The following is a 14,491-nucleotide window of genomic DNA, read 5'->3' on the forward strand; positions in this document are numbered from 1 at the left end:
CCCTCGACGGCGATCCAGAGGCGGTCTAGTTTGTATGACAAATAGACAGACGCAATCGGGTTGGAAACTTCAAATGCAGGCCACACGCCACTTTTTGACAGCGCTGACGGCGGCTGGCTGCCTGAGCGCCGCAGGAGCCTCCGCCCTCGCCGCCGATCACGCCGTCACCTCGCCCGACGGCCGGACCCGGATCAGCCTGTCGGACCAAAGTGGTCAGGCCAATTTTACCTTGCAGTTCAAGGGCGAAACGCTGATCGCCCCCTCGCCGCTAGGTCTGGTGCTCGACAAGGGCGGAGCCCTGTCAGGCGGGGTGAAGATCGTCGGCGCCACCAGCCGAAGCGTCGACGAGACCTATGATCTCGTCGTGGGCAAGACCCGCACCGTGCGCGATCGCTACAACGAAACGACCGTAGAATTTCTCGAAACGGGCGGCTTGCAGCGCCGGCTGAAAGTGGTCGCGCGCGCCTATGACGACGGGGTGGCGTTTCGCTATGTGCTGCCCGATCAGCCCACGCTGGCCGGCGTGGCGGTGCGCGGCGAGGAGACCCGCTTCGACTTCGCCGCCGACGACCGCTGCTGGGCGCTGAACCTTGGACGGTTCGGCACCTCTCACGAGGGAGAATACGACCCCGTTATGGCCAGCGGCTTCCGGGCCTCGGCGCTGTACGAGCTGCCTGTGGTCTGCCAGACCGCCAAGGGCGCGACCTTCGCCCTGGCCGAAGCCGACCTGCGTAACTGGGCCGGGCTCTACCTGACCGGCCGAGGCGACGGCGGCCTTGGGCTGCAGGCCCAGCTCTCGCCGCGACTGGATGATCCGAGCAAGGCTGTCCTGACACGGATCGGGACCGACACCGTCTCGTCCTGGCGGGTGGTGATGGTCGGCGAGACGCCGGGCGCGCTGATCGCCTCGAACCTGATGACCAGCCTGAACCCGCCGACGACCTTGACCGACACCCGCTGGATCAAGCCCGGCAAGGCCGCCTGGGACTGGTGGAACGGCGGCAAGACCGCCAACGCCGAGGGCATGACCGACGCGGCGATGAAGGGCTTCATCGACTTCGCCGCCGCCAACAAGCTGGAATACATGCTGATCGACGACGGCTGGTACGTCGGATCCGGCCAGGCGCCGGCGGTGCTTCCGGGCACGGACGCCACCCGCCCGATCCCGGCGATCAACATCGCCGATATCGTCGCCTACGGCCGCGAGCGCGGCGTTGGGATCATGCTGTGGGTCCACTGGAAGGCGATGGACGCCCAGATGGACGAGGCGTTGGCCGCCTATCAGACCTGGGGGATCAAGGGGATCAAGGTCGACTTCATGGACCGCGACGACCAGCCGATGGTCGACTTCTATCACCGCCTGCTGACCAAGGCCGGCGAGCACCGGCTGATGGTCGACCTGCACGGCGCCTATCGCCCGACGGGCCTGGTCCGCACCTATCCGCACTATGTCACCCAGGAGGGCGTGCTGGGCGCGGAGTACAACAAGTGGAGCCGGCGGATCACCGCCACCCACAACGTCACCCTGCCCTTCACGCGGATGCTGCTGGGGCCGATGGACTATACGCCCGGCGGCTTCCGGAACGTCGCGCCACAGGCCTTCAAGAACCAGTTCATCCTGCCCACCGTGCAGACCACGCGGGGTCAGGCCCTGGCCATGTACGTGGTCTATGACAGCCCGCTGACCATGGTCTCTGACAGCCCGATCACCTACGCGGCCTCGCCGGCCGGGCTGGACTTCATCAGCGCCGTGCCGACGAGCTGGGACGAGACCCGCGTGCTGTCGGGCGAGATCGGCCAGTCGATCGTCATCGCCCGCCGCAAGGGCGCCGAGTGGTGGGTCGGGGCGATGACCAACGAGGCGGGGCGGACCGTGAAAGTCCCGCTAGCCTTCCTCGGCGACGGAGCCTTCACTGCAGAGATCCGCGAGGACGGCGCCGAGCCGACGGCGCTGAAGACCCGCACGCAGGCGGTGACGCGCAAGGACGCCCTGACCCTGAAGCTCGCCTCCAGCGGCGGTGGCGTCGTGCGCCTCACGCCGGCGCGTTAGGATCCGCGATGCGCGTCACCCGACGGAACCTGCTGGCGGGCGGAGCCGCCCTTGCCACCTCCCCCGCCCTCGCGGCCCCGCGCTTCCAGCCGAGCTGGGAATCGCTGGCGGCCGGCTACAAGGTCCCGGACTGGTTCCGGGACGCCAAGCTGGGGATCTGGTCACACTGGGGTCCGCAGTGCGTGCCCGAGTTCGGCGACTGGTACGGCCGGCAGATGTACCAGCAGGGCAGCCCCTTCTACGACCATCACGTGAAGACCTATGGCCATCCGGCCGACTTCGGCTTCATGCAGTTCATCCCGCGCTGGAAGGCCGAGAACTGGGACCCCGAAGGTCTGATGCAGACCTATGTCGCGGCGGGCGCCAAGTACTTCATGTCGATGGCCAATCATCACGACAATCTCGACATGTTCGACAGTCGTCACCACGCCTGGAACACCACGCGTGTCGGCCCCAGGCGCGACATCGTCGGGACCTGGGCCAAGGTCGCCCGGGCGCACGGGCTGAAGTTCGGCGTCTCCAACCATGGCGCCCACGCCTGGCACTGGTGGCAGACGGCCTATGGCTATGACGCCGAGGGTCCACGCAAGGGCCAGCGCTACGACGCCTTTCGCCTGACCAAGGCCGACGGCGAGGGCCAGTGGTGGGAGGGGATGGATCCGCAGGAGCTCTATACCGGCCGCAACATGGTGATCCCCGACGGGATCGACAGCATCGCCGCCGCCAACGCCTGGCATGACGCCAACGACGGCCAGTGGGTCGAGACCCCGCCGCCGAACAATCCGGGCTTTGTCCGCAACTGGCTGGCGCGGCAGAACGATCTGGTCGAGCGCTACCGGCCCGACATGGTCTATTTCGACAACTACGGCCTGCCGCTGGGCCAGGCGGGACTGGACGCCACCGCTCACTACTACAATCTGCGCGGCGGCGACGCCGTGGTGACCGGCAAGAAGCTGTCGCCGCTGCAGCGGCGGGCGATCGTCGAGGATGTCGAGCGCGGCTTCTCGGACCGGCTGCGCGACGAGCCCTGGCAGACCTGCACCTGCATCGGCAGCTGGCACTATGACCGGCCGTTGTACGAACGCGGCGGCTACAAGTCGGGGCGCGAGGTGATCCAGCGGCTGATCGACGTGGTCAGCAAGAACGGCAACCTGCTGCTCTCCATCCCCCAACGCGGAGACGGGTCGATCGACGACCTGGAGGAAAAGGTGCTGGCCGATATGGCCGCCTGGATGGCGGTCAACGGCGAGGCGATCCACGGCACGCGGCCCTGGCGGCAGTTCGGGGAAGGGCCGACGCGGCTGGTCGAGGGCATGCACGGCGAAGGCGCGGCCAAGCCCTTCGAGGCCTCCGACATCCGCTTCACCACCAAGGCCGGGACGCTCTACGCCCTGGCGATGGACTGGCCCGGGGGCGAGATGCGGATCAAGAGCTTGAGCGAAACACAGAGCCAGGTGCGGCGGATTGGGCTGCTCGGCGGGGATCAGGCCCTGGCCTTCCGCCACGAGGCCGACGCTCTGGTCGTTACGCTGCCCGATCGCCGCCCGGCCTTTACGCCGGTGCTGCGGATCGAGGGGCCGGGCCTGGCCTGAAAAAGGGACGGCCGCAGGGGCCGTCCCTTCCAGGTCTAACGCCGCAACCGTTGAGGCGGATCGACAGGTTGATCCGCCCGTCCGGTCGTCAGCCTATCGGAAAAGACTGAGGATCGCCGAGCTGGACGAATTGGCGATCGACAGCGCCTGCACGCCCAGCTGCTGCTTGGTCTGCAGCGACTGCAGCTTGGCGCTTTCCTTGGCCAGATCCGCGTCCACCAGGTTGCCAACGCCGGCGTCCAGGCTGTCCTGCAGCTTGCCGACGAAGGTCAGGTGGGTGTCCAAACCCGTCGAGCTGGTGCCCAGCGAGGCCAGCTTGTTCGTGGCCGTCTGCAGCGCGGTGTTGACGGTGGTGATCATCGTCTTGGCCGCAGCGGCGTCGGCGAAGGTCGAGCCCGTGGTCAGGCCCAGGCCCGCCAAGGTGAGGGTCTTGGCGTTGACCGTGAAACCCGAGCCGTCCGAGTTGGCCAGGAAGGTCAGCTTGGTGGTCGTGCCGTCGCTGATGCTGACGCCATTGAACTTGGCGTTCGTGGCGGCCTTGGTCACCTGATCGCGCAGAGACTCGAAATCGGCCTTCAGGGCGTTGAAAGACGCCGTGCTCAGCGAGGTGTCTGACGCCGCGAGCGCCTTTTCCTTCATCTTGCCGAGCAGGTCGGTGATGGTGTCGCCGGCGGCGAGCGCGACGTCGATCGTCGACTGGCCGCGCTGCAGCGAGTCCTTGACCGCATTGATGCTGTTGGCGGTGGCCGACTGGTTCTTGGCGGTCGCCCAGATGGCGCCGTTGTCCTTGGCGCTGCCGATCTTCTTGCCGGTGCTGATGCGTTGCTGGACGGTGTTGAGTTCAGAACTGGTGGTGTTCAGGTTCTGCAGCGCGATCAACGCGCCAGAGTTCGTATTGATGCTGTTTAGCGCCATGACGAAACACTCCCTTTGGAGGTTTCCGGTGTCGTTTTGACGACCGGCGGGCGTTTTGCCCACCGCGACAATATGACGCTTCGCTTTCGATATAGTTCACGAAACGTCGTTATTGGATTAACAGATCAAGACTCGATTAACTCTATAAAAATAACAGCGCAACCCGCATTTAATAAATCGACGACTCTTAGCGTATTTCGCGATTCACGAATGTTTAAGTCGATGAAGAATGCTGAGCTCCATCACCCCGCTTTTCGGCGCCTAGACTCATACAGACATAGAAAAAGGGCGGATCCGAAGATCCGCCCTTCTCGACGACGAACGCGTCCAAGTCCGGCTTAACGGAACAGGCTCAGGATCGACGACGAAGACTGGTTCGCGATCGACAGAGCCTGAACGCCCAGCTGCTGCTTGGTTTGCAGCGACTGCAGCTTGGCGCTTTCCTTGGCGAGGTCGGCGTCCACCAGGTTGCCAACGCCGGCGTCCAGGCTGTCTTGCAGCTTGCCGACGAAGGTCAGGTGGGTGTCCAGGCCCGTCGAGCTGGTGCCCAGCGAGGCCAGCTTGTTCGTGGCCGTCTGCAGCGCCGTGTCGATGGTGGTGATCATCGTCTTGGCGGCGGCGGCCGTCGTGAAGCTGGAGCTCGCCGTCAGGCCCAGGCCCGCCAGGGTCAGGGTCTTGGCGTTGACGGTGAAGCCCGAGCCGTCCGAGTTGGCCAGGAAGGTCAGCTTGGTCGTCGAGCCGTCAGCGATGCTGACGCCGTTGAACTTGGCGTTCGAGGCGGCCTTCGTGATCTGGTCACGCAGCGAGTCGAAGTCCGACTTCAGGGCGTTGAACGAAGCGGTGTTCAGCGAGGTGTCGGAAGCGGCCAGGGCCTTTTCCTTCATCTTGCCGAGCAGGTCGGTGATGGTGTCGCCGGCGGCGAGCGCGACGTCGATCGTCGACTGGCCGCGTTGCAGCGAGTCCTTCACGGCGTTCATGCTGTTGGCGGTTGCCGACTGGTTCTTGGCGGTCGCCCAGATGGCGCCGTTGTCCTTGGCGCTACCGATCTTCTTGCCGGTGTTGATACGCTGTTGAACCTGGGTCAGTTCGGCGTTCGTCGAGTTCAGGTTTTGCAGGGCGATCAGAGCGCCCGAGTTCGTGTTGATGCTGTTCAGCGCCATAACGAAACAACTCCTATTCGAGGTGTTCCGACGTCATTTTGACGGTCGGTGGGCGTTTTGCCCACGCGCAATATCGCGCAACAGGATTTCCACTTCGTTGAGGAAAAATCGAAACAGAATTAAGAAATGAAACTATTTTGTTAATGGTGAAACGAGCATAAATGAATAGATAGAGAACAATATATGGTTCTCTTGTCTCAAAATGGCACACTCGGCGACGCCGTAATGATTCAGCAGGGCCGCCCGACCGCATCCACTCCGCCCTACCTCGACATCAATAGAGTCCTTCACCGCTCCGCCGCGTAGAGCCGCGACGAGCGACACCGGCCCGCGACGGCGCGGATGGTGACGATGAAGACCAGGAACCTCCAGGCCTGCGACAGGAAACCGGAACGACGGCGCATCGAGACATCCTCCTTTTCCTGATCAACGAAGAAAGGGCCGGCCGGCTCCCTGGGAGGGAAAGGAAGCCAGCCGGCCCTGAAGCTCCTTCTGGTCTGACGGATCCAATCCGATCGGACAGAAGGGGCTGTCGGGAATGTCGACGGGTCGGCGAGCGCCGGATCAGCCGTGCAGCTTGATCGCGGTTTCGGCGATCTTGCGGCCCTGGTAGCGGGCGCCGGTCAGTTCGTTCTCGCTGGGCTGACGCGAGCCGTCGCCGCCGGCGATGGTCGTGGCGCCGTAGGGGCTGCCGCCGGTGACTTCATCCAGGGTCATCTGGCCGGCGTGGCCGTAGTCGAGACCGACGATCGTCGTGCCGAAGTGCAGCAGGTTGGTGATGATCGAGAACAGCGTCGTCTCCTGGCCGCCGTGCTGGGTGGCGGTCGAGGTGAAGGCGCCGGCCACCTTGCCGTGCAGCGCGCCGCGGGCCCACAGGCCGCCGGCCGCGTCGAAGAAGGCCGCCATCTGCGAGGCCATGCGGCCAAAGCGGGTCGGGGCGCCGACGATGATCGCGTCGTAGTCGGCCAGATCCTCGACCTTGGCGACCGGGGCTTCCTGGTCGAGCTTGAAGTGCGCGCCCTTGGCGATCTCGAGCGGCACGGTTTCCGGCACGCGCTTGATGTCGACGCTGGCGCCGGCTTCGCGCGCGCCCTCGGCGATGGCCTTGGCCATCACTTCCAGGTGGCCGTAGGACGAATAGTAGAGAACCAGAACCTTGGCCATGCGGGCCTCCCGTAGGTTTGAAAAGGGGACGAGGCGGAACGCCCCGGCGTTGCGGATGGTTTTGCGCGGGAAAGGGCTTGCGAAACAGTCGAATAAAATCGTCTGTTATGTTCGATAAATTCGAACGATGAGGCGGTCTTGAACGAACCCGGCGCGCCGACCCTGGACCAGTTGAACGTTCTGCTCGCCGTGGTGGAGACCGGCGGCTTCGCCTCGGCTGCACGGCGGCTGAACCGGGCCAACTCGGTGATCAGCTATGCGATCGCGAATCTGGAGGCGCAGCTAGGCCTCGTCTTGTTTGATCGTGACGCGGCCAAGCGTCCGGTGCTGACCGAGGCGGGGAAGGTGGTGGTGGCCCAGGCGCGGGTGATCGCCGGCGACGTCGCCAGCCTGCGGGCCAAGGCCAAGGGCCTGATCCAGGGCCTGGAGGCCGAGGTCAATCTGGTGCTGGACGTGATGCTGCCCACCGCCCGCGTGGTCGACGCCTTGCGGGCCTTTCGCGAGACCTTCCCGACCGTGACCTTACGCCTCCACGTTGAGGGCCTGGGCGCGGTGACCCAGATGGTGCTGGACCGCGCCGCGACCCTGGGCGTGGCGGGGCCGCTCGAGGTCGTCCATGGCGGCGACGAGCTGGACTACATCGCCGTCGGCTCGACCGTGCTGATCCCGGTGGCGGCGCCCGATCACCCGCTGGCGCAGGGCCCCAACCCGCCGGGCGCCGGACGCGGCCACACCCAGTTGGTGCTGACCGACCGCTCACGCCTGACGGAAGGGCGCGACTTCGCCGTGGCCAGCGCCCACACGTGGCGATTGGCCGATCTTGGCGCCAAGCACCTGTTGCTGAAGGAGGGCTTTGGCTGGGGCAACATGCCCGAGCCCATGGTCCGCGAGGATATCGCCGCCGGCCGTCTCCAGCGCCTGGTCATGCCGGACCTGAAGGAGGCGATCTATCCGCTGCATGCGGTCTATCGCACTGATACCCCGCCAGGGCCGGCGACGGCGTTCCTGATCGAACGGTTTCGGGGGCAGGCGGGGTAAAACAGCTGTCATCCCGGGCGGCGAAGCCGACCCGGGACCCAGGGGGTGACGAGACGCCGTGCGCGCCGCCCCTGGGTCCCGGATGGCCTCTATGAGGCTTCCGGGATGACAACGAGATTTAGGTCGACGGAAACCTACTTCTTCCGCGACACCACCACGACCGGTTGCCCCTCGTAGGCCACCGCCGCATCGCCCGCCGCGTCGAAGTCGGTCGGCTTGGCGCCGCCTCCGATGAAGCGGATCTTGAAGACCCGCTTGTCCTGCATGCCGTCGAACTTGCCCGACCGCGCGCCGATCACGACCCGACCCATGGCGTCGTCATAGCTGATCGGGATGCGGCTGTAGGCCCCGCGCTGATAGGCCATCGACAGGCCGTCGTCCTCGTAGAGCTCGAACTTGCCGTCCTGGCCGGCGTAGATCACCAGGGTGATCGGCGCGTCGGGCTTCTCGCCGATGTACTGTTGCACCTCGGTGGTCGGCACGATCGCGCCGGCCTTCACGAACAGCGGCATGCGGTTCAGCGGCGCGGCGGCCTGGATGGTCTGGCCGCCCGCGTGGGCCTTGCCGGTCTCGAAGTCGTACCAAGTGGTCCCAGCCGGCAGATAGACCGCGCGCGAGCGGGCCTTGAACTGCGTGACCGGCGCCACCAGGAACGAGGGACCATACAGGTACTGGTCGTCGATGTTCCGCGCCTTCAGGTCCCGCGGGAAGTCCATCACCAGGCCGCGCATGATGCTGCCGTCGCGGTGATAGGTCTCGCCCGCCAGGGTCAGGGTGTAGGGCATCAGCCGGTAGCGGAGCTTGTTGTACCAGACGAGCGAGTCGTAGACCTCGCTGCCCTCGTCGGCCAGGTTCCAGAGCTCGCGGAACGGCTCCTCGCCATGGCTGCGGAACAGCGGGCTGAAGGCGCCGAACTGGTACCAGCGCAGGTTCAGCTCCTGCCACTCGGGCCAGTGCTGGGCCTCCTTGCGGATATAGCGGTCCTCGACCGAGAAACCGCCGATGTCGGTGGTCCAGTTGGGCACGCCGGTCATCGACAGGTTCACGCCGGCCGAGATCTGGTCGCGGAAGTCGTCCCAGCGCGCCACCACGTCGCCGCTCCACAGCGCCACGCCCTGACGCTGGATGCCGCCAAAGCCCGAGCGCGAGAAGATGTAGGAGCGCTTGTTGGGGCTGCGCTCATGTTCGCCGTCGAACACGGCCTGGGTATGGATCAGCGGGTAGGAGTTGAAGAACTCCGCGCCCGGCCCCTTGGCCGTCGGCCCCATGCGCAGGGTGCGCTCGGGGATGTCGAGGTTGGAGTGCATGTCCGGCTCGTTGCTGTCCATCCACCAGGCGTCGATGCCGATGCCGCCGAGGTTGTCCTTGACCTGGCGCCAGTAGATGTCGCGCGCTTCCTTCGTATACGGGTCGTAGAACGAGTTCAGATAGCCCGGCCCCACCCAGTCCAGCGCGCCCTGCTCGACGTTGCGACGGTACATGAAGCCCTTGGCGTCCAGCTCCTTGTAGTTGTCGGTGGTCGGATAGAACTTCGGCCAGATCGAGATCATGAAGTGGGCGTTCATGCCGTGAACGTCCGAGAGCATCTTCTTCGGATCGGCGAAGCGGGTCTCGTCGAACTTGTGGCTGCCCCAGCTGTCGTCTTTCCAGTAGCGCCAGTCGAGCACGATGTTGTCGAGCGGTACGCCGCGCTTGCGGTACTCCTTCACCACCCCGACCAGCTCGTCCTGGGTGTTGTAACGCTGACGGCTCTGCCAGAAGCCATAGGCCCAGCGCGGCAGGGCCTGGGCCTTGCCGGTCAGGTCGCGATAGCCGCTGACCACCTGGTCGAGATTGTCGCCCGCCACGAAATAGTAGTCGACCGCATGGGCGACGTCCGAGGTCAGGGTCAGCGACTTCTGCTCGGCGGCCGGGATCGGGTTGTTGTGCAGCAGCGCGATGTAGCCGTCGTTAGGCTCCCACTCGACCTTCACCTTGTGACGGCTTCCGGCCTTCATAGGGGCGGTGAAGTTGTGGAACCACGGGTTCCAGTTCTGCCGCCAGCGGTCGATCTTCAGCTGGCCGTCGATCCACAGCTTGGCGTAGCTGGACGAGTAGAGCTTGAACTTCTGCAGGCCGCCGACGGCGCCCTCGACCGAGCCTTCCCAGACGACCTTGGCGCCGCGCAGCGGCTTCTTGTCCGGCCCGGTCAGCTCGGCGGGCCACTTGGGCAGATCGTCCAGGTACTGGTAGTCGATGTCCTGCTCGACGCGGGTCAGCTTCAGCTCGCCATTGATGTAGTACTTGGCCGTGAAGCCGCCCGGCTTGCCGCTGGCGTCGAAGATCTTCAGGTCGCGCGAGGCCAAGGCGTAGGGCGTCGGGTCGCCAAAGCGGCTGATGCCGTTGTTGTCCCAGAGCACCCCGTAGTTCCGCGTCGACAGTACGAACGGGATGGCGATTGCGCGGTTGTACTGGGCCAGCTCGACGTCCTGGCCGTTGTAGTTCATCTGGCCGTTCTGGTGCTGACCCAGGCCATAGAAGCCTTCGTCCGTGCTCGGATTAAAGCGCTGGCTGATGGCGTAGAAGCCCTTGCCGTCGATGGTCAGCGGCTTGAAGTTCGAGCGCGTCTGCTCGGTCAGCAGGGTCTTGCCGGCGGCGTCCTTGAACGACACCGCGCCGGTGGCCAGGATCACCTCCGCCGTCGCCTTGCCGGCCTTCAGCACGACCTTGCCGCCGACCTGCTCGACGGTGAAGCCGCTGGTCTTCGGCGTCGCGATGACCTGCAGGCTGGGCGGAACGCTGATCGTCTCGGTCGGCGAGGCGGTGACGCGGATCGCGCGGTCGCTCATCACCTGCAGGCGGACCTTCTTGGCCGGGCCCGAGGCGGGGGTGATGACCACGCCGTCGGCGGTCTTTTCAAAGCCGCCGTCCAGGGCCAGCGCCGAGGTCGAGGCCAGGAGGGCCAGCCCGAAGGCTGAGAGGGCTAGGATACGCATGGCTGTTCCCGTCAGTAGGTGGCGAGCTTGACCCGCAGGATCTGCGAGCCGCCGGTGAAGTTGAGGCCGTAGTCGGTCTGGTCGCCGTTCCAGAGGCGGTCAAAGACCCACTGGCCGTTCTCGAAATGGCCTTCCTCGACGCGCGCCATCAGCATCGGCTTGCCGTCGTTCTTGGCGCGGCCGAACTCGACGCGGACATGGCGGCCGGTGACCAGGAACTCGTTGGGCGAGAGCTGGGCGACGAGACCGCCGCCCTCGGGGCCTTGCGGTCCGGGCGGGCGGTCCTTCAGCCACGTCCAGTCCGAGGCGCCGAACTGCCACTTGCCGTAACGCAGGCTGACGGTCCAGTCGCCCATGGTCGTGGTTTGCGCGGAGCGATCGTCAGGCTCCGCGCCGCCCCAGACCTTGCCCTCGAAGGACAGCCTGGCCCACTCGCGGGCCATCGGCGCCAACAGGCGATAGTTGGCGGCGAAGGCCTCGATCGTCGCGGCGTCCACCTTGGCCGCGCCCAGCGGATAGTTGGCGTAGCCGGTGTCGTCCATGCCGAACGGCGACCAGCCGATCCCCTGCTTGCCCAGGGTCGAGAACACATAGCGGGCATAGGCCGGATCATTGCCGGTCTCGGCGACGAACAGGGCGTTATTGGGACGCGCATAGTGCCCCAGCACCGCGTCGTACTTGACCGATTCCTTCATGTAGATGTCGGGCGCGATCAGGTCGATCGAGGGCGCGGCGGCCTGCCACACACCGATGACGTTGTCGGTCGGCCCGCCCGCTGAATAGCTCTTCGGATCGCCCGGCCTGATCGGGTCGCGCAGGGCGGCGTTGACGTACATCGGCAGCGGATAGACGGCCTTGCCAGCGGCCGCGACCTGGTCGACGAAGCGGCCGATGTGCCAGGCGTGGAAGAACTCGTCGGCGTCCTTGCCGAAGGCCTGGGACCAGGTTCCGGGCTTGGCGCCGAGCGCCTTGACCAGGGCCGCCGGCGCCGGCGCGTCGAACACCTTCTGGGCGGCCGGGCCAAAGTCGCGCACCGAGCCATAGGTGCCGGTCTCGTTCTCCACCTGGACCATGATCACGGTCTTCTGCGCCGCGTCCTTAGCCTTCAGATGAGTCATCAGGGCGACAAACGCCTTGCGGTCGGCGTCGAGCGTCGACTTGGCCAGCGGCGACATCGAATACGAGCGCTCGCCGGTCTCCTTCTTGAGGCGCGGGAAGCGCTTGTCGTCCAGCTTGACCCACTCAGGCGCATAGGACGGCGAGGAGTTCTTCCACGTGCCGAACCACAGCAGCACCAGCCGCACCTTGCGCTCGCGGGCCTGGGCGAGCAGCAGGTCGAGATAGGAGAAGTCGAACTGGCCCTCGACCGGCTCGATCTGCTCCCAGGCGATCGGCACCTGGACGGTGTTGGCGCCGATCTTCTCGATCACAGGCCAGACCTTGGGCATCTGCGAGGGCCAGGCGCTGGAATTGTTGACCTGGGCGCCCAGCATCAGGAAGGGCGCGCCGTCCACCAGAAGGGCGTGGCGGCCGTCCTTGCTGACCAGCTTGGGCATCGGCCGCTCGGCGTCGGCGGCGACCGCGCCGCCCGCCAGGAAAAGGCTCAGCGCGACGGCTGTCGCGAAGCGTGAAATCCCCATCGCCTCCTCCACTCACGGCGCGCTCTACTTGGTAGCGCTACCAGCTCTTGATGGACGATCGCCGGGCTCTGACGCGTCGGCAAGTCCGGGTTTCGTCACCAGTCAAAAAAATCCGCGCACCGTCGCAGGTGACGATGCGCGGGTCAGGACATCGCGCGGCCTCGGGGAGAGGCGCCGCGCGAGGCGCGCGAAGGCCGGTGAGCCCTTCCTCGCGCCGCCGAACCGGTAAATGGCCCCGGTGCGGCAAGACAAACTATAATCATATAATTCATACCAGCAAGCGGATTTGATAGCGTTGTCACGCCAGTTCAGAGCGGTGGCGCCTTGCAGAAGCGGTCGATGAAGGCCGCATGGGTCGGCAGCGCCTCGGCGGCCTGTCGCACGGCTTCACGACGCCGACGCATGCCGTCCGACAGCTCGGCCAGCGGGATCGCATCGGCGCGCGGATCATGCGCCTCAGGCACGATGTCCTGTCCCAGATAGATCGCCAGCCAGCTGGGCTCGAGAAAAGAGTCCTGCGTCTTTAGCAGCGCCTCGCCCGTGCGCCGGAACCGCTGCAGCTGCTCCTTCAGGGCGTCCGGCGGATCGATGCTGCGGACGTGTCGCCAGAACGGCGTGTCGTCACGCTGGGCGGTCACATAGTGCAGCACGATGAAGTCGCGGATGTGCTCGATCTCGGCGGCGCTGACGGCGTTGAACGCCTCCGAACGCCGGGGGTCGAAATCGCGGTCAGGGAAGTACTCGATCAGGCGGCCGATGGCGTTCTGGATCAGGTGGATGCTGGTGCTTTCCAGCGGCTCGATGAAGCCCGAGGACAGCCCGACCGCCACGACGTTGCGGTTCCAGATCTTGCGCCGGCGGCCGGTGACAAAGCGCAGGGGGCGGGGCGCATCCAGCGCCTTGCCGTCCAGCTTCGTGAGCAGGGTCGTCGCCGCCTCGTCCTCGGAGATGAAGGCGTCGCAGAACACATAGCCGTTGCCGGTGCGATGCTGCAGCGGAATGCGCCAGCGCCAGCCGGCCGCGTCGGCGCTGGCGGTCGTATAGGGCGTCAGGTCCCCGACCCGCGCGCACGGAACCGCCAGGGCCCGGTTGACCGGCAGCCAGTGCGACCAGTCCTCATAACCGGTCTTGAGCGCCTCCTCGATCAGCAACCCCCGGAAGCCCGAGCAGTCGATAAAGAGATCGCCCTCGATACGGCGACCGTCCTCCAGCACCACCGCCTCGACGAAGCCGTCGGCGCCGCGCAGGTCGACCTTGGCGACCTTGCCCTCGGTGCGCGTGACGCCCCGCGCCTCTACGTAGCCGCGCAGGTAGCGGGCGTAGAGACCGGCGTCGAACTGGAAGGCGTAGGCATAGTTCGAATAGACCGAGCGGGGATCGGGAACCGGGGGCCGAAAGCGGTTCAGCGCGGCCATCTGGGTGGTCAGAGAATAGGCCTCGTGGCTGGCCGGATCGCCCGCCGCCCGCAGCCGCCGCCAGTGATGGTGCGGCGAAAGTCCGTCGATATTCGGACCGTAGTCGCCAAAGCCGTGGAACCAGCGCGAGCCCGGAACCCGCCAGTCTTCGAAGGCGATGCCCAGCTTGAACGTCGCCTGGGTGGCCTTGATGAAGTCGATCTCGTCGATGCCGAGCACGGCGTTGAAGTTGCGGATCGGCGGGATCGTCGCCTCCCCCACCCCCACCGTGCCGATGGCTTCGGACTCGACCAGCTCGACCGAGGCGGGCTGATGCTCAAGCAAACGCGCCAGCGCGGCCGCCGTCATCCAGCCGGCCGTGCCGCCGCCGACGATCACCACCTTGCGCAAGCGCCTGTCGTTCATTCTCGACCGCCTGACGTGTCATCCCGGCCGGACCCCGGCCTTGAGCCGGGGGCAGAGCCGGGACCCAGGGGTGAAGGAACGCCGTGCGCGCCGCCCCTGGGTCCCGGATCGCGCAAGCGCGTCCGGGATGACAAGGG

The 14,491-nt window shown here is 66.0% G+C and carries 9 protein-coding genes and 1 pseudogene; 3 read left to right on the top strand and 7 right to left on the bottom strand.

Features of this window, described 5'->3' with window-relative positions; translation table 11 throughout:
* Positions 1 to 73 precede the first annotated feature (73 nt).
* Positions 74 to 2,050, top strand: coding sequence for a glycoside hydrolase family 97 protein (locus tag ACT53N_RS14165; protein ID WP_476064492.1), 1,977 nt, complete (start codon positions 74 to 76; stop codon positions 2,048 to 2,050).
* 8 nt (positions 2,051 to 2,058) lie between these two features.
* Positions 2,059 to 3,642 carry an alpha-L-fucosidase gene (locus ACT53N_RS14170; protein WP_476064493.1) on the top strand — a complete coding sequence of 528 codons (1,584 nt, stop codon included), beginning with the start codon at positions 2,059 to 2,061 and terminating at the stop codon, positions 3,640 to 3,642.
* A gap of 93 nt (positions 3,643 to 3,735) precedes the next feature.
* Here ACT53N_RS14170 and ACT53N_RS14175 read toward each other — a convergent pair whose 3' ends face one another.
* The 3 genes from ACT53N_RS14175 to wrbA form a co-directional block, all read right to left on the bottom strand.
* Positions 3,736 to 4,557, bottom strand: a complete 822-nt coding sequence (locus tag ACT53N_RS14175; protein WP_476064494.1) for a flagellin — start codon at positions 4,555 to 4,557, stop codon at positions 3,736 to 3,738.
* A gap of 338 nt (positions 4,558 to 4,895) precedes the next feature.
* Positions 4,896 to 5,717, bottom strand: coding sequence for a flagellin (locus tag ACT53N_RS14180; RefSeq protein WP_476064495.1), 822 nt, complete (start codon positions 5,715 to 5,717; stop codon positions 4,896 to 4,898).
* Between the two features lie 564 nt (positions 5,718 to 6,281).
* Positions 6,282 to 6,881, bottom strand: coding sequence for an NAD(P)H:quinone oxidoreductase (wrbA, locus tag ACT53N_RS14185; protein ID WP_096053687.1), 600 nt, complete (start codon positions 6,879 to 6,881; stop codon positions 6,282 to 6,284).
* A gap of 138 nt (positions 6,882 to 7,019) precedes the next feature.
* Between wrbA and ACT53N_RS14190 the strand changes: the two genes are divergently transcribed.
* On the top strand, positions 7,020 to 7,919 hold the full coding sequence (locus tag ACT53N_RS14190; RefSeq protein ID WP_476064496.1) for a LysR family transcriptional regulator: 900 nt from the start codon (positions 7,020 to 7,022) through the stop codon (positions 7,917 to 7,919).
* 134 nt (positions 7,920 to 8,053) lie between these two features.
* Here ACT53N_RS14190 and ACT53N_RS14195 read toward each other — a convergent pair whose 3' ends face one another.
* From ACT53N_RS14195 to ACT53N_RS14210, 4 genes and pseudogenes are all read right to left on the bottom strand, one after another.
* Entirely contained in the window at positions 8,054 to 10,894 is a 2,841-nt protein-coding gene (locus tag ACT53N_RS14195; protein ID WP_476064497.1) for a glycoside hydrolase family 31 protein, read from the bottom strand.
* A gap of 11 nt (positions 10,895 to 10,905) precedes the next feature.
* A complete protein-coding gene (locus ACT53N_RS14200; protein ID WP_476064498.1) occupies positions 10,906 to 12,546 on the bottom strand; it encodes a GH35 family beta-galactosidase in 1,641 nt (546 codons plus the stop codon).
* 296 nt (positions 12,547 to 12,842) lie between these two features.
* Positions 12,843 to 14,354: a tryptophan halogenase family protein gene (locus tag ACT53N_RS14205; protein ID WP_476064499.1), complete on the bottom strand. Its 1,512-nt coding sequence runs from the start codon at positions 14,352 to 14,354 to the stop codon at positions 12,843 to 12,845.
* 13 nt (positions 14,355 to 14,367) lie between these two features.
* A pseudogene (locus ACT53N_RS14210) lies at positions 14,368 to 14,488 on the bottom strand (hypothetical protein); the annotation flags it as partial.
* Positions 14,489 to 14,491 lie beyond the last annotated feature (3 nt).

The organism is Caulobacter sp. DMC95, assembly GCF_056313785.1.

Bases quoted from the DNA above. Each gene is read 5' to 3' on its own strand.
- ACT53N_RS14165 (WP_476064492.1), top strand. From the start codon at position 74: ATGCAGGCCACACGCCACTTTTTGACAGCGCTGACGGCGGCTGGCTGC.
- ACT53N_RS14170 (WP_476064493.1), top strand. From the start codon at position 2,059: ATGCGCGTCACCCGACGGAACCTGCTGGCGGGCGGAGCCGCCCTTGCC.
- ACT53N_RS14175 (WP_476064494.1), bottom strand. From the start codon at position 4,557: ATGGCGCTAAACAGCATCAATACGAACTCTGGCGCGTTGATCGCGCTG.
- ACT53N_RS14180 (WP_476064495.1), bottom strand. From the start codon at position 5,717: ATGGCGCTGAACAGCATCAACACGAACTCGGGCGCTCTGATCGCCCTG.
- wrbA (WP_096053687.1), bottom strand. From the start codon at position 6,881: ATGGCCAAGGTTCTGGTTCTCTACTATTCGTCCTACGGCCACCTGGAA.
- ACT53N_RS14195 (WP_476064497.1), bottom strand. From the start codon at position 10,894: ATGCGTATCCTAGCCCTCTCAGCCTTCGGGCTGGCCCTCCTGGCCTCG.
- ACT53N_RS14205 (WP_476064499.1), bottom strand. From the start codon at position 14,354: ATGAACGACAGGCGCTTGCGCAAGGTGGTGATCGTCGGCGGCGGCACG.